General features: G+C 28.0%; 18 protein-coding genes and 1 pseudogene. 12 read left to right on the forward strand and 7 right to left on the reverse strand.

The genetic code is table 11. The annotated features are described in order from the left end of the window. Nucleotides 1-70: 70 nt before the first annotated feature. On the forward strand, nt 71-871 hold the full coding sequence (locus ACXLDF_RS13145) for a HEAT repeat domain-containing protein (RefSeq protein WP_457558996.1): 801 nt from the start codon (nt 71-73) through the stop codon (nt 869-871). Nucleotides 872-903: 32 nt separating this feature from the next. Here ACXLDF_RS13145 and ACXLDF_RS13150 read toward each other — a convergent pair whose 3' ends face one another. Further along, entirely contained in the window at nt 904-1,539 is a 636-nt protein-coding gene (locus ACXLDF_RS13150) for a hypothetical protein (protein ID WP_457558997.1), read from the reverse strand. A 175-nt stretch (nt 1,540-1,714) separates the two neighbouring features. On the opposite strand from ACXLDF_RS13150, the gene ACXLDF_RS13155 reads away from it, so the two are divergent. The 4 genes from ACXLDF_RS13155 to ACXLDF_RS13170 are packed head-to-tail and all read left to right on the forward strand — an operon-like array spanning nt 1,715 to nt 5,277. Then, on the forward strand, nt 1,715-2,254 hold the full coding sequence (locus tag ACXLDF_RS13155) for a Rab family GTPase (RefSeq protein WP_457558998.1): 540 nt from the start codon (nt 1,715-1,717) through the stop codon (nt 2,252-2,254). A gap of 11 nt (nt 2,255-2,265) precedes the next feature. After that, nucleotides 2,266-3,246 (forward strand): hypothetical protein, encoded by a 981-nt coding sequence (locus ACXLDF_RS13160; protein ID WP_457558999.1) that lies wholly within the window; start codon nt 2,266-2,268, stop codon nt 3,244-3,246. A 42-nt stretch (nt 3,247-3,288) separates the two neighbouring features. Next, nucleotides 3,289-4,323: a hypothetical protein gene (locus ACXLDF_RS13165; protein ID WP_457559000.1), complete on the forward strand. Its 1,035-nt coding sequence runs from the start codon at nt 3,289-3,291 to the stop codon at nt 4,321-4,323. A 60-nt stretch (nt 4,324-4,383) separates the two neighbouring features. Then, complete coding sequence (locus ACXLDF_RS13170; protein ID WP_457559001.1) at nt 4,384-5,277, forward strand: hypothetical protein; 894 nt, start codon at nt 4,384-4,386, stop codon at nt 5,275-5,277. Here the strand turns inward: ACXLDF_RS13170 and ACXLDF_RS13175 are convergent. Both ACXLDF_RS13175 and ACXLDF_RS13180 read right to left on the reverse strand, forming a co-directional pair. Continuing rightward, entirely contained in the window at nt 5,261-5,851 is a 591-nt protein-coding gene (locus ACXLDF_RS13175; protein ID WP_457559002.1) for a CDP-alcohol phosphatidyltransferase family protein, read from the reverse strand. The genes ACXLDF_RS13170 and ACXLDF_RS13175 overlap by 17 nt on opposite strands. 243 nt (nt 5,852-6,094) lie before the next feature. Next, nucleotides 6,095-6,472 (reverse strand): annotated as a pseudogene (locus ACXLDF_RS13180) (secondary thiamine-phosphate synthase enzyme YjbQ); the annotation flags it as partial. 315 nt (nt 6,473-6,787) lie between these two features. On the opposite strand from ACXLDF_RS13180, the gene ACXLDF_RS13185 reads away from it, so the two are divergent. Then, the gene (locus tag ACXLDF_RS13185) at nt 6,788-7,042 is read left to right on the forward strand and encodes a hypothetical protein (protein ID WP_457559003.1); all 255 of its coding nucleotides are present in this window, start codon (nt 6,788-6,790) and stop codon (nt 7,040-7,042) included. A 16-nt stretch (nt 7,043-7,058) separates the two neighbouring features. Here the strand turns inward: ACXLDF_RS13185 and ACXLDF_RS13190 are convergent, their stop codons facing one another. Next, on the reverse strand, nt 7,059-8,732 hold the full coding sequence (locus ACXLDF_RS13190) for a hypothetical protein (protein WP_457559004.1): 1,674 nt from the start codon (nt 8,730-8,732) through the stop codon (nt 7,059-7,061). Between the two features lie 165 nt (nt 8,733-8,897). Between ACXLDF_RS13190 and ACXLDF_RS13195 the strand changes: the two genes are divergently transcribed. Together ACXLDF_RS13195 and ACXLDF_RS13200 are read left to right on the forward strand one after the other, a co-directional pair. After that, nucleotides 8,898-9,878, forward strand: coding sequence for a hypothetical protein (locus ACXLDF_RS13195; RefSeq protein ID WP_457559005.1), 981 nt, complete (start codon nt 8,898-8,900; stop codon nt 9,876-9,878). Between the two features lie 280 nt (nt 9,879-10,158). Next, the gene (locus ACXLDF_RS13200) at nt 10,159-11,871 is read left to right on the forward strand and encodes a C13 family peptidase (RefSeq protein WP_457559006.1); all 1,713 of its coding nucleotides are present in this window, start codon (nt 10,159-10,161) and stop codon (nt 11,869-11,871) included. A gap of 57 nt (nt 11,872-11,928) precedes the next feature. On the opposite strand, the gene ACXLDF_RS13205 is transcribed toward ACXLDF_RS13200, so the two are convergent. Next, nucleotides 11,929-12,786, reverse strand: a complete 858-nt coding sequence (locus ACXLDF_RS13205; RefSeq protein WP_457559007.1) for a hypothetical protein — start codon at nt 12,784-12,786, stop codon at nt 11,929-11,931. Between the two features lie 369 nt (nt 12,787-13,155). Between ACXLDF_RS13205 and ACXLDF_RS13210 the strand changes: the two genes are divergently transcribed. Next, nucleotides 13,156-13,347: a hypothetical protein gene (locus tag ACXLDF_RS13210; RefSeq protein WP_457559008.1), complete on the forward strand. Its 192-nt coding sequence runs from the start codon at nt 13,156-13,158 to the stop codon at nt 13,345-13,347. 375 nt (nt 13,348-13,722) lie between these two features. Next, nucleotides 13,723-14,367, forward strand: a complete 645-nt coding sequence (locus tag ACXLDF_RS13215; protein ID WP_457559009.1) for a YkgJ family cysteine cluster protein — start codon at nt 13,723-13,725, stop codon at nt 14,365-14,367. Between the two features lie 91 nt (nt 14,368-14,458). On the opposite strand, the gene ACXLDF_RS13220 is transcribed toward ACXLDF_RS13215, so the two are convergent. Beyond that, nucleotides 14,459-15,364: a fumarylacetoacetate hydrolase family protein gene (locus tag ACXLDF_RS13220; RefSeq protein WP_457559010.1), complete on the reverse strand. Its 906-nt coding sequence runs from the start codon at nt 15,362-15,364 to the stop codon at nt 14,459-14,461. A 47-nt stretch (nt 15,365-15,411) separates the two neighbouring features. Further along, nucleotides 15,412-17,130: an aldehyde ferredoxin oxidoreductase C-terminal domain-containing protein gene (locus tag ACXLDF_RS13225; protein ID WP_457559011.1), complete on the reverse strand. Its 1,719-nt coding sequence runs from the start codon at nt 17,128-17,130 to the stop codon at nt 15,412-15,414. Nucleotides 17,131-17,712: 582 nt separating this feature from the next. On the opposite strand from ACXLDF_RS13225, the gene ACXLDF_RS13230 reads away from it, so the two are divergent. Both ACXLDF_RS13230 and ACXLDF_RS13235 read left to right on the forward strand, forming a co-directional pair. Then, nucleotides 17,713-18,516: a hypothetical protein gene (locus ACXLDF_RS13230; protein ID WP_457559012.1), complete on the forward strand. Its 804-nt coding sequence runs from the start codon at nt 17,713-17,715 to the stop codon at nt 18,514-18,516. 421 nt (nt 18,517-18,937) lie between these two features. After that, nucleotides 18,938-19,357 (forward strand): hypothetical protein, encoded by a 420-nt coding sequence (locus ACXLDF_RS13235; RefSeq protein ID WP_457559013.1) that lies wholly within the window; start codon nt 18,938-18,940, stop codon nt 19,355-19,357.

Genomic DNA, 19,357 nt, shown 5'->3' on the forward strand with positions numbered 1-19,357 from the left:
CAAGCTCAAAATAATTCATTGTACTAAGAATATAAATCAAAAATTATTTCATCTATAGGACGCTATAGTTATGAATAAAAAACTTAACCATCCTAACCATCCCACAAAAGCTTTCCAATATCTCGATCAATGGCATAAAACTTCTCTATCATCTATGTCAGATAATCAACTTACATATCTTCTAAAACTGCTGATAAATGATATGGAAAACCAAAATTACTCGATTTTTAAAGAATATATGAATCAAATTCTTTCTCATTTACCAATAAAAATATTACCTTTCTTTTTAGAAAATATAATTCACTCGGATGATCCTGAATGGTTTCAGCAAAATTGTATCAATTTCTTAATTCATGCTAACCGACCTATTTATCAAATCAAGGGTTTACAAATTATTCAAAAAATTAATGATGAATCTCTTATTCCTTTGGCAATTCCACTTATTTATCATTCACATCTTCCTTTGCAGCAAGAAGCTATAAAAACAATTATTCAATTTCCAATAATTAGCGAACCTATTTTAGAAAATGCTTTAAGAACAAGAAGTGAAAAGAAATTAACTATTGTTAAGAAAGTTCTTAATCAGTTAAATCCAAATAATATAAGATTAGCTGTAGCAGAATTAAATAACCCTGATTTTCTTATAAGAGTAAAAGCATTAAAAAATTTAGGAACTACAGGAGATAGAAAATGGATTACGAAAATTCTTCCATATTTAGAAGACGATGATATGGCAGTTAGAAAAGCAGCAATCGAAGCGCTTTCAGAATTAGGGGGTAGAAAAGCAAAACAGATTCTCAGTCAAACTCTTATTCGTGAAGAGTACCCTCCATTAAAATTAATTATTCAAGAACAATTAAAAAAATGGTAATATCCTTTATTTCAATTTTGATTAATTAATTTTCAATTTTGATTAATTAATTTTCCATTTTGATAAACTTTTCGTTTCAACATTAATTCGATTGGAATATTCAATCCTTGAAATATTTCTACTAAAGTCTGTGCAATACGTGTATTTTCTTTAATTTCGCGTAAATGAACGCGGAAATTTGAAGTATTTCTTTTTGAGAAGATCCATTTTTCTCGAAAATCTTTAAATTCTCCTTCATTTTTTGCAAATCCTAAAAATTGCAGAGATGAATGATACTTTAGATCATTTAAGGTGAGCTTTTTATTCGTGTCTCGATTATCTTCTGTTATATCTTCTACTAAAATAAAACTAAGATCTGAAATTTTCTGTGAAAAAATTGGAATTATTAAAAAGGTTATTTTTATTTGAATTTTCCATTCATTTTTATCAAGATCTATAACCATTTGTTTAGTAGGTAAAAAAAACCAAAGTAATATTCCTAAAAATATAATATCCCAAAGTAATAATGCCAAACCAGAAGGATGATCTTTAATCCAAGCAAAAATGGAGAAAATAAGAAAAATTAACAAGAATATGCTTATAGAATAAATCTGTTCCAAATTATCTTTCCAGTTACGAATAATATTGATTCTGTACGGAGAATTTGGGTCGAACTTTATTTCAACCATAATATATTTCTTACTTAGAAATTGGCAAATGATAAATTTTTTGATTAAAGAACACTAAATTAATTAAGGAAGTTGACCAACTTTTGTTAATACATATAAAATAATTTAAACACTTACATAATTCTGTTCTGAAAGTGGCTTCTATTATTCTCGCCGATGATAACAGTGAAAAAAAATGTCAAGAGATATTGATTATACGTTCAAAATTCTTATGCTTGGGTCTGCCTCTACAGGTAAATCATCTTTATCTGATAGATACGTACATGGAATATTCTCCGAAGATATTAAACTTACAGTTGGAGTTGAATTCTTTGTAAAGACAATTCATTATAAAGATAAATATATTAAACTCCAGATTTGGGATCTCGGCGGAGAATCACGTTTTCGTTTTCTTCTTCCAACCTATTGTCTTGGATCATCCGGTGCAATATTCTTATTTGATCTTACACGCCCTGAAACGTTACATGCACTTGATTCTTGGATTAGTATCGTTAGAGAAAAAAATAGTCAAATACCAATTTTCTTAGTTGGAAATAAAAAAGATCTGACATCAATTCGAAAGGTTCCAGAAGATCACGGGATTCAAACCGCAATCCAAAATAATTTGACCGAATATATTGAAACATCAGCAAAATCCGGCGAGAATGTAGAATTTATTTTTCAAAGTTTGACAGAACATATGCTAAAAAGGGTTGAACTCCTAAAATTACATTAAGTGGGGTTATCATGAATATAGAGGGAAGAATTGCATTTTTGGTTGATCTTTTTCATTCAATTGATATTCGCGAAAAAGGAATTGAATATATTTATGATCTACTCCTTCAAAAGCAAAGTGTTGAAGATATTAAGGAATTCATTGATAATAGCGAACTAAGTTTGAAAAGAACTTATAAAGTAATCCAATTACTTGAAAAACTTGGTCTAATTCAAGTTTATAACCGACCAATGATTGTCAATATAAAGGATCCAATAACATCATGGGAAATTTTGATTTCAGAAAAAATAAAGCAGATTAGAACAGAAGCAGACCGGAGAATAGAAAATTGTGAGATTTGCTTTCATAATTTTGTAGATGAGTATAAATTAAATCCAGAAAGTATTTCAGTCCCTCCTGTTGAATTTGTAAATATAAATTCTGATGATTATACACCAGATTTTTTTAAAAATGAAATAATTGGCAAAGCTAAATCTTTCCGTATAGCAAAAGGTGATATAATAAAGACTTCATTTAATGAAAATTTTAAAATTGTAATTAAGAATTTATCTGTTTCTGATTCAAAATCACAAAATACCTTTCTTTCATATTGTAAAGAATGGAAAAAAGCAATTCCTTCCCTTACTTTAGAAGTTTTAATAACAGAAGAATATTTACACAATAAATTAGAGATATTCAAAGAAAAGGAGATTTCTTTTATTGAAGATTTAGTAAAAAATGAACTTAAATTTGATTCAATTAAAATAAAAGTAACTAAAAATGTATTAACTAATTTTCTATTAAAGAACAATAAAGAATTAATTCAGTATTCTACCTCTCCAGATAATGCACTTATTGGTCTTTTTATTTCAAGACAACCTGAAATTTGCGAGATTTTCACTAAAAAATACACATATGAATTTGATAATGCAATTAATTTAGATAGTTATTATATTGCAAATTTTAATCGTCCTCTCACAATTTTTGAAATATTCTTCTTGACTTTATTATAACAACAAATTTTTATATCTCTTATAACCATAATTCTGATTTCTATGAATTTCAAATCAAATAAGCAAATACATATTGGATATGAATTAGATATTTCACTCTTTGAACCGCAATCCAAATGGAATAGACATTTTTTTAAATCACCCTTAATGAAAAAGATTCATGAGAATAATTTAGAAAATACCATCGAAATTACCTTCAAAAGATTATTTGAATGGATCATTAATATTCAAAAAAAAGCTAATATTCCTGACTGGATTCAACCTGCAATACATTTCAAAAATGGTGGAAGAAAATACTTTAACCATGAAGTATCGCAAGCTTTCAATAATGCAAAAAAGAAACTTAATTTTGATCCAGCAATTTTATTTCATATTCCAAGTACAACTGAATTTCTCCCACCAAGCGAAAATTTTCATAATATACTTCTCGAACAAATAAAATGGTGCAGAAACTACGATGCTAACGGAATAATAATACATCCACCTCAAAAACCACAAGATTTGGGTGATGAATTTGTCGAAAATTTATGCCACTTAAAAATTTTAGATTTAATTCATCAAAACAATATTACTTTATATATTGAAAATGCTCAAGAAAGCGGTGCTTATTTCCAATCTTTACAGCATTTGCTAGAACTTAGAAAAAAAATCCGACAAAGTTTAAAAAAAAAAGGGTACACAATTCTTATTAATCATTTCCGATTTTGCTTTGATTTTGGGTACTATTTGCTTTTTCAACAAAGGGATGGTATGGGAACTGATGACTGGGTCCATTTTTCATCAGCATTTCTCCCTAATGTTCAAGTATTTCATGTTCATGCTAATGACGGATCTTCTGATCAACATCTTTTACCATACACTAAAAATTTACCTGAACATAACCGATTTCCCTTTGACTACAAACGATTTTTCGAAAATTGTCATCAAGTTTTAAAGTGGATTGAAAAAATTTTGAAAGTACCAACCACACAAGAGCGATTTTTTGTGTTAGAAATATGTCCAAATTTTGTTGACGAAGAATTAATCGATTTTTGGGAACGAGTTAAAAAAATAGAAATATTAATGTATAATGAGTAAAAAAATTAATAAAATTGATAAAATTGATTTAAAACTTAACAGAAAAAAGGAAGCTATTCAATGGAAAATCAAAACTCAGAACCTAAAGTTAAATTCACTCAATTATTTACAATAGATCGATTTTTAAAAGAGATACCTTCAAAAAACCCTAAATCAACACGAATGGGCGTTGAGATTGCAGGTAAAGATAGTGTAGCAGCGATAATTAAAATTTTAGATGAATTTAGCGAAATTAATAAAGATTCTATTTCTGAAATTGTTGGATTTGGAATGTATCATACTGCTTTTTATGGAAATTTCAATGAACCAAAAGAACATTTTGAGAAAATTAAGGAGATCATTTATAATCGATACTGCAAAATACCAATGCGATTTTATTATATAGATGTCGCTGAATTATTTGAAAAAGTGATTATTCGACCGATGACTATTGTTCAGAAATTATTTGGTGCCTATTCACCTTGTCCTGCCTGCCATCTTTTTTTTCATATGATGCGTGTTCCCCTTCTTCACCATATTGGAAGTTCTATTTTAGTATCTGGAGAACGCTCAGCTCATGGTTCACGATTAAAATTGAATCAAGTTTCTGAAGTTCTCTCTCTTTTTCCACCATTTCTTCGCAGTCATAATATAAAACTTCTCCAACCTCTTTTTAATATATCAGATAATAATGAAATTTATAAATTACTTGGAACAACTTGGAAAAATGCAAAACCATATCGTTGTATTTTTTCAAAGAATTATTTAGATGAGTCAGATCAGATATATTTTAAAATTTCAGACATATCAGATGAATTAAAATTATTCTACTATCCCTTGTTTGCAGAAATAGTAGAATACACTCAAAAATTTAAGAAAACACCAAATGATGATTGGTTAAAAAATAGAATTAATGAAATTGTTCTAAAGATTAAAAATATTAAAAAGAAAAATCTAATCAATCTTGGGAATTAGATTCTAAATTTTGAATTATTTTCAGATGCTTTCGTGCAAATAAAAATCGTTGAATAGCTGTTATATTACTACCAATTGCTAGAATGATTAAAGAAATCAGAATTGATTGAGAATAAAAGATTTGACCAATTACGCCAAATAATAAGAGTGGAATACGATCCGTTCTTTCAAAAAGCCCGACTCCACCCAACGACTTAATTCCTAATGCTTCGATTCGAGCCCTCATGTATGACGTCATTATCACACCTAAAAGGATAAACCAAATAAACCAATTTTCTAAATAATTTCCCGCCCAGATTCCAATAATAATTGCGAGATCGCCGTACCTATCTAAAGTTGAATCTAAAAATGCACCAAATTTTGTAGGACCTTGTAATCTTGCAATAATACCATCTAATTGGTCGAAAAACTCGATAAAAAGTAGTGCACTAAATGTAATTACTAAATTGTGTAAATAATATCCAATACCTGCGATAATTGAAATTAAGCAACTAGCAAGTGTAAAATAATTTGCAGGTATATTTTGGCATTTTCGACCAATTGGAGATAGAATTTTACTTGAGTACTTTTTCATTTGAAAGAGCATAAATAATCAACTAAAATTATTTTATTTTTAAAAATAATAATAGTATTGAAAATGGAAATTTAATTATTAAAAAAAAACATGACTTTTCACATTAATCTTCACCATCTAAATGAATGCTATTTTATCAGAGTGATAGATAAGAGAGAAAGATTATTGCGAAACCTCATTAAAAAAAAAATTCAAAGAATTCAATTAAAAATGTATTTTATTTTTATATTTTGATTAAAAGAATCAAACATTTTCACCGAAAATCTGCACATAGACTTTTCTTGCACGAGGTCCATCAAATTCACAGAAAAAGATGCCCTGCCAAGATCCAAGAATTAATTCACCATTTTCGATTGGAATATCAAGAGAACTTCCAAACAGTGTTGATTTAAAATGAGCATCTGAGTTTCCTTCCACATTTAGTAATTGTTTATGTGGAATAAGTGGTTGTAAAATAGTGTTTATATCTCGTAAAACATCAGGATTTGCATTTTGAATTATAGAAACAGAAGCAGTAGTATGGGGACAAAATACTTTTGCAAATCCTGTTTTAACATTGGTTTCTTTTAATATTTTTTTTATTTTTTGAGTTATTTGTACAAATTCTTCTCGTCTGTTTGTTTTTAAGGAAAAATTATATGTTTCTAAAAACGTTTTCTTTAGCCTCCATTATTTTTTCACAAGAACATTTCGGCATAGAACTTTAAAAATTTTCCAAATACAACAGGAAACAAGCTAATGAAAGCTTCATAAAAGAAAAATATAATCCTTTTGGTAAAGTTATCTATAATGCGGGAAAACTTTGCTATAACTTCTTAATAAACTTAAATTAATATAAATAATAAAAATTCAACTGGACTTTGATTCTTGATAACTCTCATCCGAAAACATTTAAGATAAAGATGTTTGATTTATATATATTAAAAGAAATATTTGGTGATAAAAATTCCCGAAGCAACCAGAAAATGTCCATATTGCGGTAAAATATTAACGGAACGCCCATACTGGCGCCATGTTGAAAAAACACATCCAAAAGAATATGCAAGTGACAAACAAACTTGGATCCAATTGTATAAAGATTATACAAATATGGGGATGAATGAAAGTACCACAATTACAGTTATTTCTGAAATCTTCAATAAAGATGAAGATACAATCAAAAGTTTTTTGAAAAAACACAATGTATTATAAAAGTTTCATCACTCTATTAATCATCATTTAAAAGATTCTCTAGAGTATCCAGAAGATCTTCATCTTCTTTTTCCTTTTCCTTTCTAATTCTGGTCTTTTTTGTTTCTGATGATATTGGCTTTGAATTTAAATGTTGTATTCTTTTGTTTTTAACAGAAAATTGCTTATCTTCTGAATAAATCAGAGGTCCTTGAACAGTAAAATCAATACTTGATTTACATTCCATTAAAAAATGGAGAAGTTCATCTGTTGGAATATTAAGTATCTTTGAAATTTCAGTTTTGGATATTTGTCCCTTTTCTGCTAAAATTTGCTTGAATATTTCTTTTTTTGAGAAAATTTCCTGTTTATCCAAATCTTGTTCATTTTTAGGTATTTCATCTTGAAAAGGATCAAATAAAAACGAAGATTTAACTTGTTTAGATGAATCTGTTGAAGATGATTGAAGGGAATTTTGAATTAATATAATACGATTTAGTAATGTCGAAAATATATTTATCTTATTACGAATTTGAGAAAAATATTGATTAAAAGGTATAATTTTAGTTTTTGCGCCTAAAATATCACCTTTTTGTAAAGATTCTTCGATTTTTTGCAATTTCAAATAGATTTCCTTATTTTTTTCAATGCGATTTTCAAATTCATTAAGATCTATATCATCTTGCTTTACACCCATAGCTTGTAATTTTTGTTTGTGTTGTTTTAGCTTCTTTAAAGCAACATCAAATTGAAAATTGTTGCACAATTGGTTAATTTCTTGGAATAATTGGGGTGTTTTTTTTGTTTCAAGAGATTTTTGATAATTTATCTTATCTAATTTTTCAATTATTTCTTGTTTTTGGCGTAACGAGAATGTGAATGGATTTTCTTGGACGATTTTATATGCTTTTAGGAATTCTTCATGAGCTTGTTGAAATGATTCAGGAGTATTTTCTTTTAGAATTTTTTCTGCATTAGAATAATATCGTTTAAATTTCATTTCTTTACTTTTTAAATCTAAATTCTTTTTTGTAGAACCCCACATACTTAAATTCTTTGTATCTTCTATATTTAAACGAGGAATTCCATGATCTTCCATAAATTTTGCTATTTTGGAATATACTATTTTAAAATCATTTTTTATATCTGGATGAATTGCATCTTGTCGAGATTGATCTTCTTCTAATTCTTGGAATTGCATTTCTAATTGATTATGAATTTGCTGGATTTGAATAATGGGTATACTTTTCAAGTCTATTGAAAAATAAGATTTATATTTTTCAACAATTTCTAAACTTCTGGCAATTTTACGTTCTAATACATGAATTTTCTGAAACCAATTATGTAATCCTGATTGATTTACAATCGTTTTTGCAAAACCAATTAAATATAATGCCAATTCGAAATTTTTTGTTAAATAAAGTTCCTCACATTCTGAAAATATTAATAAAACTTCTTCTTCTCGTAATTTTCTTATTTTTGTAAATAAATTCATAATAAACTCAATATGCTGGGCATCCCTTTCTGTGTAATTTTCAGTATTATCGTGAACCAAAAGTAGATTCTTTTTAAGAATTTCTTTAATTTTGCTAATATCCATAGTTTTTTGAGCTTTCATAAATGCAGTTTTATAAATTGATTTTTTCCCGATATTTCTCACCCAGCTTAGTATTGTTTTTGAAATAAAAATAGTATAATTTCCAATCTTCACTTTATTATTGGCTTATGTGGGTAAAAAATTTTAGTTGAATAAAATCAAAAATTCAAAAATTCAAAAATTCAAAAATTCAAAAATCTAATTTTTTCTTTATTTTTAAAGTAATATTTAATTAGTTATGAATTCTTGATTAGAAATAGGAAAGGAAAAGTGATCCAGATGATTAAAGGACTAATACTGTTTTCTGTTCAAATAATGTTATCAAATGACCAAAATAGCAATAAAATACAAGGACATAAAGGAGACAATTATTCAAACCCAACTCAAATAATACCGAAATGGTCAATTTTAGCACAATACATCCCTGAAAAAGAGGATGAACCTCCACAAGAGACAGTAAATGAAATTATGATTCGGTATTTTTCTTCAAATGATAATTATACAATGAATATCCGTCTTTTTCCCTTTAAATATTTTATTCAACCCATTAAAAAAGATCGTTCTATTTTATTAGTTTTTCTTCTAGATTCTAAAGAATCATTAGAAATTGCCCAAATTTATTCAGAAGAAATGGCTAAAAATCTAGAAATGGAGATTAATGGAAATTCAGATTTAAATGGAAGCCTTAAAGAAATTTTTGATTTTAGGAATAATATTCTTATGAAACTTGAAAATGAGACTATTTTGAAGGAAGAAATAGGCCATTCAGCGAATAAACTAATTGATAATGGAAAATTTGATGAAGCTCAAAATTTAATCAAACTGGCAAAAACAATTCCTGAAAAAATAGTATCTTCTTATCTTAAAAGTAAATCAATGGGAAAAGAGCATAGTTATAGACAGGCGCGCAAATTATTGGGAGATTGTTTGAATTTCGCTCAAAAAATTGAAGATGAAGGAATTATTCAATATTTAAATAAGAAAATTGAAATTTTTACACAGATCCCACAATATGAAAAAGATGTTAGATCATTAATTTCATCTTTTTCAAAAGAATTATCAAAATCAATTACTTTACCCTCTTACCAAAGACAAGTATATAAATTGGATAAAACTCTTGATATACTCGATAAATTAGAAGAAGACGAATTGATCGAAAAGATTATGGAACTTTCTAATACTTTAATTTTAGCAGGAAAATTAGTTTTCGATCTAAAATCTTTAGATAAAAAAATTAAAAATATTATTTCTGAATTATAATTAATAATTTTTATATAAAGTTAGAATGATATTTTTGATTACATTCAAGAAATCTTATTTTTTTTTTCTATCTTATATCTAAATTCATTTTATTTTTTCTATATCCTTTATTTTATCCAATTTATTCAATTTTCTATTTGTATTGAGTATATATTAGTGTAGATTAGTTTTTTTTTTAATTATTATTTGAACAATTATTACTGATTTGGTGCTTTTTTTATTATACTGTAAAAAGAAATATTAATATGTAAAATCAAATATTGTGGTGGTGAGAAAAATATTGAGAAAAATCAACTATAAAATTCTTTTATTAATTTTCCTTTCTTTAGAAATATCTTGTTTTGATATTTTTGCATCAAAATCCACATATTCAGCAGAAAAAGATTCATTTTATAATCCTTCATCTCCAAAAAATGCTGAAGCGTATACATTACATATAGGTGCATGGATAATCGTTGCAGGTGATAAAGAAGATCATGATTTATATTATATGATTGAACAAGGTTGTAATAGTGTATATAATTCAATAATTAATCTCGGATTTTCTTCAAATGATATTTATTATCTCGCAGCAGACTGGGATGGCTCTTTACCAACTAATGCTGATGCTGAATCAACAAAAGGAAATATTGAATATGCAATAACTACTTGGGCAAAAAATAAAGTAGATGAAAATAACGCGCTTGGTCTTTATTTACTAGATCATGGAGGTTTCAATACAATGTGCATTCCAGGGGTTGATTTAAGTGGAGATAATTTAGATAGTTATTTAGATACTCTTGAAAGTACAACTACAATGGCGCGATCTTTAATAATTTATGAAGCATGTCATTCAGGATCATTTATTGAACATATTAGTAAAAATGGGAGAATAATCATTTGTTCAACTGATAAATATCACAATGCATATCCTAATCCAGATCTTACACACGCGGTCTTTTCAGAGCATTTTTGGGCCGCTTTAACAATGGGATATAAATTGGGCTATTGTTTTGAATATGCTACCGAATGTGTAGATCTTTGGGGATTAAGCGATATTCAAAAACCATGGATTGATGACAATCATGATAACACCGGACATGAGGTAAACAGCATTACAGGAGATTTGCCCAATGGTGGTGATGGCTACGATGTAGAAGAAATTTCACTTGGAACGCCGATTGCATCGCTTAAATATGTAAATTTAATTAAATGTAGTATAAAGAAATTTTTACCCTTTAACCAACAAAATATTACGTTATGGGTTGTTGCTGAAAATAACTCTAAGATGGAATTTATTCGTGCTCGAATTTTTCCATGGTGGTTTAAATGGCCTACACCCAAAACAGATGAAAACCGCACATATTACTTTTCTGATGATGATTTCTCAGATTTTAGTTATTTTGATCTGACTTTTAATAAAGATTCATCCAAAAATGGAGAAAAAAATTATAGCATTACAATAGATACTCGAAGATATCCGGGAATTTTTGGTGATGGAAAGGGAGATTACAGAATTTTATTTGAAGCTAAAGTAGAAGATGGAAAAAGTTCAAAACCTCTTAGAACAGAAATTTCTTTAAATGATGAAGGTATTGCACCGTTAGACTTGATTTCACCATCAATAATCATTAAAAGTCCAAATTCAAATACAAGAATCAGTGATAGATTCAATATAACTGTAAAAGCTGATGATGATCAAGCGCTTAATTTAATTAAAGTCGTTCTTGATGGTATTTTAATTAATGAATCAATTATGTCAGATTTTTATCCATATCCTATAATAACTTACAATTTAGATTCTAAAAATTATGAAAATGGAGTACATAATATAACAGCAATAGCTATTGATAAATCAGGTAATCAACAACAAATATCAATATTCGTAGTATTTCAAAATAATGAATCAATGTCAATATTTAATTTTGATTATCAACCATATTTAATTGGTGCAAGTGTTGGAATTGCAACGACTCTTTTAATCACTATACTATGCAAGAGAAAAAAGAAATAACTAAATAGATAAAATAAATTCGAAAAAAATATCTATATGATAAAAAAGATTACTTTTTTAGTACTGTATAAAAGCCGTATAAGGAATTTCTTGTAATTCAATTAGACCAACTTGAACAAAAATTACTGTAATTATCGCAAATACTAAAAATGGAGCAAGTGTTCTAACCCAAGTGCGTTTTATTTTCGGATTTACGAAATAAAGAATTCCGTTAATGAAATAAAGTAAAGCAATAACAATGATATATTCCAATCCGTAAAAAACAAACGGCATATTATTGATTTGATTTGTACTTATCATTCCTAATTCATTACCGGGTGCCCAATATGGCCATTTCTGTAGAAAAACTCTTGCTAAAATAAATAACAACCAAGTAAAAAGAATTGTTGGAGTTATCTTTTTAAAATTGATTTTTTCATTATTCTTATTCAAAGCATTATAATTATAAATTCCCATAATGATACCGCATAAATGATTCAAATCATATATGATCTGGAGTATATATGAATGATAATAGAAAATATCCCATGTAAAAATATCTGATGCAACAAATGGATTTATTGTACTGAAAGCGGACATAACAGGAAATGCCATCGTTGCCACTGAACCTTGTCTTAACCATTTATTACCAGTAATAAGTGCTAAATATGAGATTGTACCTGTCCAATAGCAAATATATACTAAATTATGTAAATTATTTGTTGAATAATATACTCTTTCTCCGTCTATAATTTCCCATTGCATATCTCCAAAAATATTAAAGTCAAAATGTTGATTTGCGCCGGAATATCCATAATGTAGCCATTCAAAATGCCAACCATCGAAGAAAAGATAAAATAAAAATATAAAAATATAAATCCCCATAAAGAAATATCCCCAATGCCGCTCCCGTTTATTTTCATTTAGTTTAATCATTTTTTATTACTTTCCATTATAAATTTTTAAAATTTCATAAGAATGATAATAATTCTCCTTTCAATTTCTTTAATAGTAAAGATGCCAAAACCATTTTTTATGTAGTGCGAATAAGTTTTTTTTTCCTATAAAGAAATTTTCAATTATTTTTTTTTATTCAAAAGATCTTTTATACTTTCGGAAATTTTTATCAAACTTAATGCAATAATTTTGTCGGAGCATAGATATTTCTTTATAAACAATAGAATATTCATCCTTTAAATATCTTTGGAACGAAATTCTTTTATTTTAGAACGATCTACTAAAAATATCAGCGATTTGTTGGAAATCCCAACAACTGCCGACAAATTTTTATGAGGGGATTATTGAATGACTGAAGAATCAATTACTACAAACAATCCACAAAACAAAATTGCAATCAAAAAACAAGAACCATGTGTAATTTGTAGAAAAATAGAAGGTGAATATCTATTCTACCATGCAAGATCTGACAAATGGTATCATAAAAGTTGTTTTGAAGATTTTACATGCAAAAATTCTATTTCTAACTTTGGAAATTAATTGGAACAGAATTTTATAACACATTTTTTCTTTTTCTTATTTTATTGTTCTGCAAATAAAGAGTTATTTTAAAAAACGCCTTAAGAATTCAAGAGAAGCTTAAAAAATCATTTCAGAAGCATTTTCATTCATAAAGATACATTTACAATTTTGAGTAATTTACCTGAATTGGAATTTAGTTAATTTTTATGGAATAGATTAGTGCAAATAAGTTTAAAATCAATAAATATATAAATTTCTTATTTAAATATAATAAGGTTATTCAATTTCCATAATTGAACTCTATCCAACCAGTTAGTGCGAATAAGTTTGGTTTTAAACAAGAAAATATAAATTAATAAAAGTTATGTTATCATTAAATTTATTGAGTTAATTATGGAAAATTATCATCTATTTGGAAAAAAACTAATGGAGAAATGTAATAATTGTGGAAATTGTTGTACTGCCTCACAAGAGGGAGATGTACTAATATTTCCACTAGATTTTCACCGCTTGCTCAAAAATTTTCAAATAAATCCAAAATTACTCATTTCAAGATATCTAAAAATAATTGAATATGAATATTTTATTCGTGATGAAAATTTTCTATTAACAGAAATTTCAAAATTCGTTCCTGTGTTTTCTATTCGCATGCAAAAAAAAAAAGGTTGCCCATTTTACAATTCGAAATCGAAAAAATGTAATGTGTATTCTGCGCGCCCTGACCAATGCCGTTTTTTCCCATTTATATATTGCATATTAGAAGATTCTGTTCAATTACATAATATGTATGATTCATGTAGAATTATTAATTCCTTATTTCAAGCTCTTCCTCAAAAAAAAAAAGAAAACAATGAGTTATTTTTACCTATTGAATTTATAAATAAAATTGTTGAAAAGGAACGTAAAATTGAGCATGAATATTACACACTACTAAAGAAACAGCTTTTTACACATTTCAATCTTGTTCTTGATGATTGGGATAATTTATCTACAAAAAAACAGATTAAAATATTGCTGAAGATCTATTCTAAGATCTAAAATTTCAACTTTCAACTTTCAACTTTCAACTTTCAACTTTCAACTTTCAACTTTCAACTTTCAACAATTTAATTTGATTAAAATACACGAATTATTTTTCACTTTCTTTAATGACTGGATTGACAAGAGTCGGAAATCCATCGATAAGACATTCAAGAACATCACCATCTTTTAATGGCACTGCACGCGGGGTTCCAGTTGAAATTATATCACCTGGATAAAGTGTCATTACTTTACTATGAAAAGAAACCAAATAATCTGGAGGAAACGTCATATTGTAAATGAAATTGCTGGCATGAATCTGCCCATTTATAACAGTGGAAACTTTTATCTTAGCTATTTCAGGAAATTCATCAGGAGTTATTAAAATGGGTCCAAAACTGAAAAAGGAGTCAAAATTTTTACTTAGCGTTAGATAACGAGGGTTTTGTCGTAAAATATCTTCTGCTGTCATATCCAAAATAGGAACAAATCCTGCCACCACTGATTTCCAATTTGAACGCGGAACATTTTTGCATTTCTTTTTAATAATTATTCCCAATTCTGCTTCACCTGTAGTTCTATGGGAAAGTGCAGGAATGATAATAGGATCTTGATAACCTATAATTGTATTTTTTCCTTTAATGAAACTGGCTGGGAACGTTTCTGGAGCAATTTCATTTAAATCTCTAGCATGATCCTTATAATTTAGTCCAATACCCCAAATTTTTGAAGGATTTCGATAGAGTGGACAAAATTTAACTTCTTGAGCTAAAATTGCATTTAAATTTTGAGAGATTATATTCCTCTGAATTTCTTGATATTTCTTTTGGATCCAACTTAAAAATTCATCGAAAAAATTAGAATTCAAGAGTTCTTCAATGGATAGAGCCCAATTTACATTGAAAAAAGTGTTTAGTACTTCAATTGGTATAAAAAAAACTTCGTTATTTTGGTTTAATTTTATATATACAGCCAATTGCTCACTGTTTTTATAATTTATCGTTGCAAATCGCATTTTAATCAATGATCCTTAATTAAGATTAAATATTAGTTGAATTCAATTTAAAATTCTCCCCAAAAATTTCCTAATTCACTTTCAGAAACATCCCATTTTCGCTCTTGGTTATCTTCAAGAGGTTCATTTATCATAAATTCTGGAAATTGATCTATCGGAGATAGTCCTACTTTTTCATTATAATCTCTTTCAATTTTCAACCATGTTTTTGACCATTCAATCAGCTTTTCTGGTGTCAGATTCCATCCAAACCTTGCATTTAACAATCTAACAATATGAGGAGTCGATTGAAATGTCGGATTCATGAAGTAACATTGACCAATAGAATCGTGGATCATGGTGAATATTTGTAATCCTTTTGATAGTTCAACTTTGTGCTCTGCTTCGGTTATTTTTCCATATTCTTTATCTGGATAAGGTACTCTACCTGTAATAGCTGCACCAGCTGTATGATCAGCACCCATTGGTGATGTTAGATATGTAACGCCCATCCCCTTAAACGATCGTGGATCATATCCTGGAATTCCTTGCCCTTTTACTTGAGCCACTCGTTTAATATTAAACACTTTTCCAGTATTTACTGCTCCATTTGCAATTGTAAGACTATCTGGGTTATCAATAGCAATTTCATTTATAAGTTTAATAACGTTATCAGCATCTCCCCACTTAATTTTTCCCGTTTCCATAAATACTCCCATTGCATTACCAATTTCGATTGAATCAACACCTACATCGTCGCAAGCACGATCAATTTCTGCTAATTTTTCAATATCTTTAATTAATAGATTTGATCCATTTAATGCAACTGTTTCATACTCCAAACTTGAAGTAATGTGATATCCTTTTGAATTTTTTACCAAATTTGAACATTTAATAACACAACCAGGAGAACATGCAAGACCAGATTTGCCATGATTGGTTTGAATATAATCATACAGTGTTTCTGCGCTTATTTTCTCAACATCCTTGAATGATCCACGCCTAAAATTATGAGTCGGAAGAGCCTTAAGCGAATTCATAGTAGTTAGACCGATTAAAGTACCAAATTGCGAAAAAAGTCGTTTTGCTTTGTATACAGATAAACCCCAAGATTTTGCTTCATTTTTAAAAGATTTTGAATCTATATAAGTCAACCTATTCTTTTTTGGAGGCATTATAATTATTGCTTTTAATTTTTTTGAGCCCATCACTGCACCCATGCCTCCTCGTCCAGCATGTCGTGAAGGATAACCTTCCAAATCAATTGAAGCAATAGATGCTGCTTTTAACTGCTTTTCACCTGCAGTTCCTATTGAAAATAAACCAATTTTTGGTCCAAAATCTTTTTTTAAGGCATCTGCTAATTCATAATTATTCATTCCTTGATAATGGTCACCAGGTTGAAGTTTAAGATTACCTTCTCCATCTACAATTAAGATTTTCCATGAAATTGCCTTTTTTTCAAAAATCAGAGCTCGAATATCATGCCGACCAAGTAATGCGGGAGCTCTCCCACCAACATTTGATTCTTTAATACCTGTGGTTAATGGACTTTTTGCCCCAATCGAAATTCTTCCAGAATTTGGACAAGGTGTTCCTGTTAATAAACCCGCAGCAATAATTAATTTATTAGATTCATCTAATGGATTTACTTGAGGATTGACTTCTTCAGATATAATTTTTGAAGAAAGAGCTCTCCCACCGAAATAATAATAGTGATGATCTTCATTTATTTCTTCAATTTGAATATCATTATTTGCTAAATTAATACGGATTAATTTGGGCATTTTTCAAAGAAAGTTAAGCAAGTTATATAATTAAGGATTATCTTTATGAACAATTTAAAAAGATTGAAAGAATTAAAAATTGGAAAAAGAAAAAAAAATAATGAATAAGATTAATTATCGAATAAGAAGAATATATTTGAAATTAATTGAATCAATTGAGATTAGGAACCAATGGTTCATCAGAATTTAAATTAAAAATTGAATGATAATAACTAAGGGTTCTCAAACTGCAATAATATCGAATATTTACCCTTCTCATAAATAAAAAAATTGACCCATTTTGATATTTACAGTAATGAGAACCCTTTTTTATGAAAATTTAGTTAAGAAAATTTAATTTATTTTCGTAAATCTTGTTTATACGAATGATCTGGATTTAAATTTTCACTGAGAATAAGATTTTTTTAATCAATACAGATTAGTGTAGAATTGTTTGATATTAATCAAAGCTAACTTAATTCACTAAAAAAAGAATCACCTTATCTTTATTTGTTATAATATTCCTAATGTTGATAGTTAGGGTTAATTTGTATTTACAGAAGATATTCTTTAATAACTGTTCATTTAAATAATAATATAATCATGTTAAAGGATTTTTTCATCTTAGAACAAAGTGGAATTGGTATTTATGAATGGCACCGAGAAGTGTCGGAGCATCAAATTAATTTTCAATTGCTTTCAGGATTGATTACAGTATTAATTCAATTTTCAAAAGAAACGCTCATGGATGAAATGCAAGTGTTAGAATTAGAAAATGGAATTATGATTTTAACATATGAAAAGAAGATGAAAGAAAGATTTGCAGTCGGTATTTATGATCAAGGCGATGGGGAAATTCCAGCAAAAAAACTAAATGGAAAAATCTTGAAAGCTTTCAACGAGCAATATCCGAAGGATGAAGAAAAGAATTCATATCTTATTGAAGATTTTCCAATTAGTGAAATAACTAGAGGAGGAAAGTTTCCAATAACACTTCCCAGAACTAAATCAATCTTTATCCTTTTAGCATTGCTTCTTTTTGGATTAACTTTTTCAATTACTTATTTTGTTCCAACGATTAATTCTATTTATCAATACTTGATGGAAACAAAAGTAATAAATGAACAATCTTATGAATATATAATTTTTATTATTATATTTCCCTTCTTTTTAACTGGATTATTTGCTGGGACTTGGAAACGAGCTTTTTGGATATCGTTTATAAGTATCTTATTAATAGAATTGGCATTTTATATCATTGCTTTAATGAATGGAGAAAAACTTTTTGTTGGTTTATTAGATTTAATAGGTGCATTTGCGATGTTTTCTTGTGCATGGGGTGGATTTTTAAGCAATCGTTTTTTTTTGAATAAACATTTTCCAAAAAAAAGTCAGCTTGTAAAATGAAAATAAAGATATTTTAATTAAAAAGATGGATAGATTTAATTGATTTTTTTGCTAAAGGTGAGAGAATAAAGGTACTGAAGCCTTTAAGTGGAATAATCGCATATTTTATTGTAAGGGTTTTCACATGCAATTGTTAATTCATAATAAATTTTTTCATATCTCTTTTTCTTATGAGTAAATTTCATCTTTTTTAATTTGAACGCTTTTTTGAAACCTATTTATATATCTCCGACTCAAATCTGAATTATCTCAATTCTTTTTTTGTTGAACTCGGATTTTTCAAAGAATTTGTTAAAAATATTCCATCTTGTTTATAAATTCTTCAATCTGAGGTCGACTTAATTATAATTTTTAATTTGCATATCTTAAATTTGGCATCTATCCAATTATCCCTCTGAAAAATAACATTTCTAGTGGTGTGATGGTGACTAAAAAGAAGCATTATAGATTTTATTTGCGCTTTGTTGACACCGCAGAGAGTAAAACCCTTGAAAAAGTTTATAATATTCGAACAAGGATCGAAGAACACTACAATTTAAATGAGACTGTCTATAATTCCGCCCATCTCCACTGCTGTGGAGAGATTTTAACTAAAATGGAAATTCTGCTATTAAATTGTTTGGGAGTGCTGGTTCCGCTAACAGCATATAAAATCGGGCGCCCTGATTTGATGTGGTGTCCAACTCTTTTCTGTTCTCATAAGATTCATCCAGAACGTATTTTTCCAAGACATTATGAAGAATTAGAGCAGATACGCTGGGATAACGAGATTGTGACGAGCCCCCGTCGATATAAGCGAGAATTAACTGAATTTAAGGCTTCATTCCAAAAAAAAGAGTAA

Source organism: Candidatus Harpocratesius sp., assembly GCF_054039255.1.

What these genes read in the sequence shown, in the direction of transcription:
- ACXLDF_RS13145 (WP_457558996.1), top strand. Translation starts at nt 71, where the DNA reads ATGAATAAAAAACTTAACCATCCTAACCATCCCACAAAAGCTTTCCAA.
- ACXLDF_RS13150 (WP_457558997.1), bottom strand. Translation starts at nt 1,539, where the DNA reads ATGGTTGAAATAAAGTTCGACCCAAATTCTCCGTACAGAATCAATATT.
- ACXLDF_RS13155 (WP_457558998.1), top strand. Translation starts at nt 1,715, where the DNA reads ATGTCAAGAGATATTGATTATACGTTCAAAATTCTTATGCTTGGGTCT.
- ACXLDF_RS13160 (WP_457558999.1), top strand. Translation starts at nt 2,266, where the DNA reads ATGAATATAGAGGGAAGAATTGCATTTTTGGTTGATCTTTTTCATTCA.
- ACXLDF_RS13165 (WP_457559000.1), top strand. Translation starts at nt 3,289, where the DNA reads ATGAATTTCAAATCAAATAAGCAAATACATATTGGATATGAATTAGAT.
- ACXLDF_RS13170 (WP_457559001.1), top strand. Translation starts at nt 4,384, where the DNA reads ATGGAAAATCAAAACTCAGAACCTAAAGTTAAATTCACTCAATTATTT.
- ACXLDF_RS13175 (WP_457559002.1), bottom strand. Translation starts at nt 5,851, where the DNA reads ATGAAAAAGTACTCAAGTAAAATTCTATCTCCAATTGGTCGAAAATGC.
- ACXLDF_RS13195 (WP_457559005.1), top strand. Translation starts at nt 8,898, where the DNA reads ATGATTAAAGGACTAATACTGTTTTCTGTTCAAATAATGTTATCAAAT.
- ACXLDF_RS13205 (WP_457559007.1), bottom strand. Translation starts at nt 12,786, where the DNA reads ATGATTAAACTAAATGAAAATAAACGGGAGCGGCATTGGGGATATTTC.
- ACXLDF_RS13210 (WP_457559008.1), top strand. Translation starts at nt 13,156, where the DNA reads ATGACTGAAGAATCAATTACTACAAACAATCCACAAAACAAAATTGCA.
- ACXLDF_RS13215 (WP_457559009.1), top strand. Translation starts at nt 13,723, where the DNA reads ATGGAAAATTATCATCTATTTGGAAAAAAACTAATGGAGAAATGTAAT.
- ACXLDF_RS13220 (WP_457559010.1), bottom strand. Translation starts at nt 15,364, where the DNA reads ATGCGATTTGCAACGATAAATTATAAAAACAGTGAGCAATTGGCTGTA.
- ACXLDF_RS13225 (WP_457559011.1), bottom strand. Translation starts at nt 17,130, where the DNA reads ATGCCCAAATTAATCCGTATTAATTTAGCAAATAATGATATTCAAATT.
- ACXLDF_RS13230 (WP_457559012.1), top strand. Translation starts at nt 17,713, where the DNA reads ATGTTAAAGGATTTTTTCATCTTAGAACAAAGTGGAATTGGTATTTAT.
- ACXLDF_RS13235 (WP_457559013.1), top strand. Translation starts at nt 18,938, where the DNA reads ATGGTGACTAAAAAGAAGCATTATAGATTTTATTTGCGCTTTGTTGAC.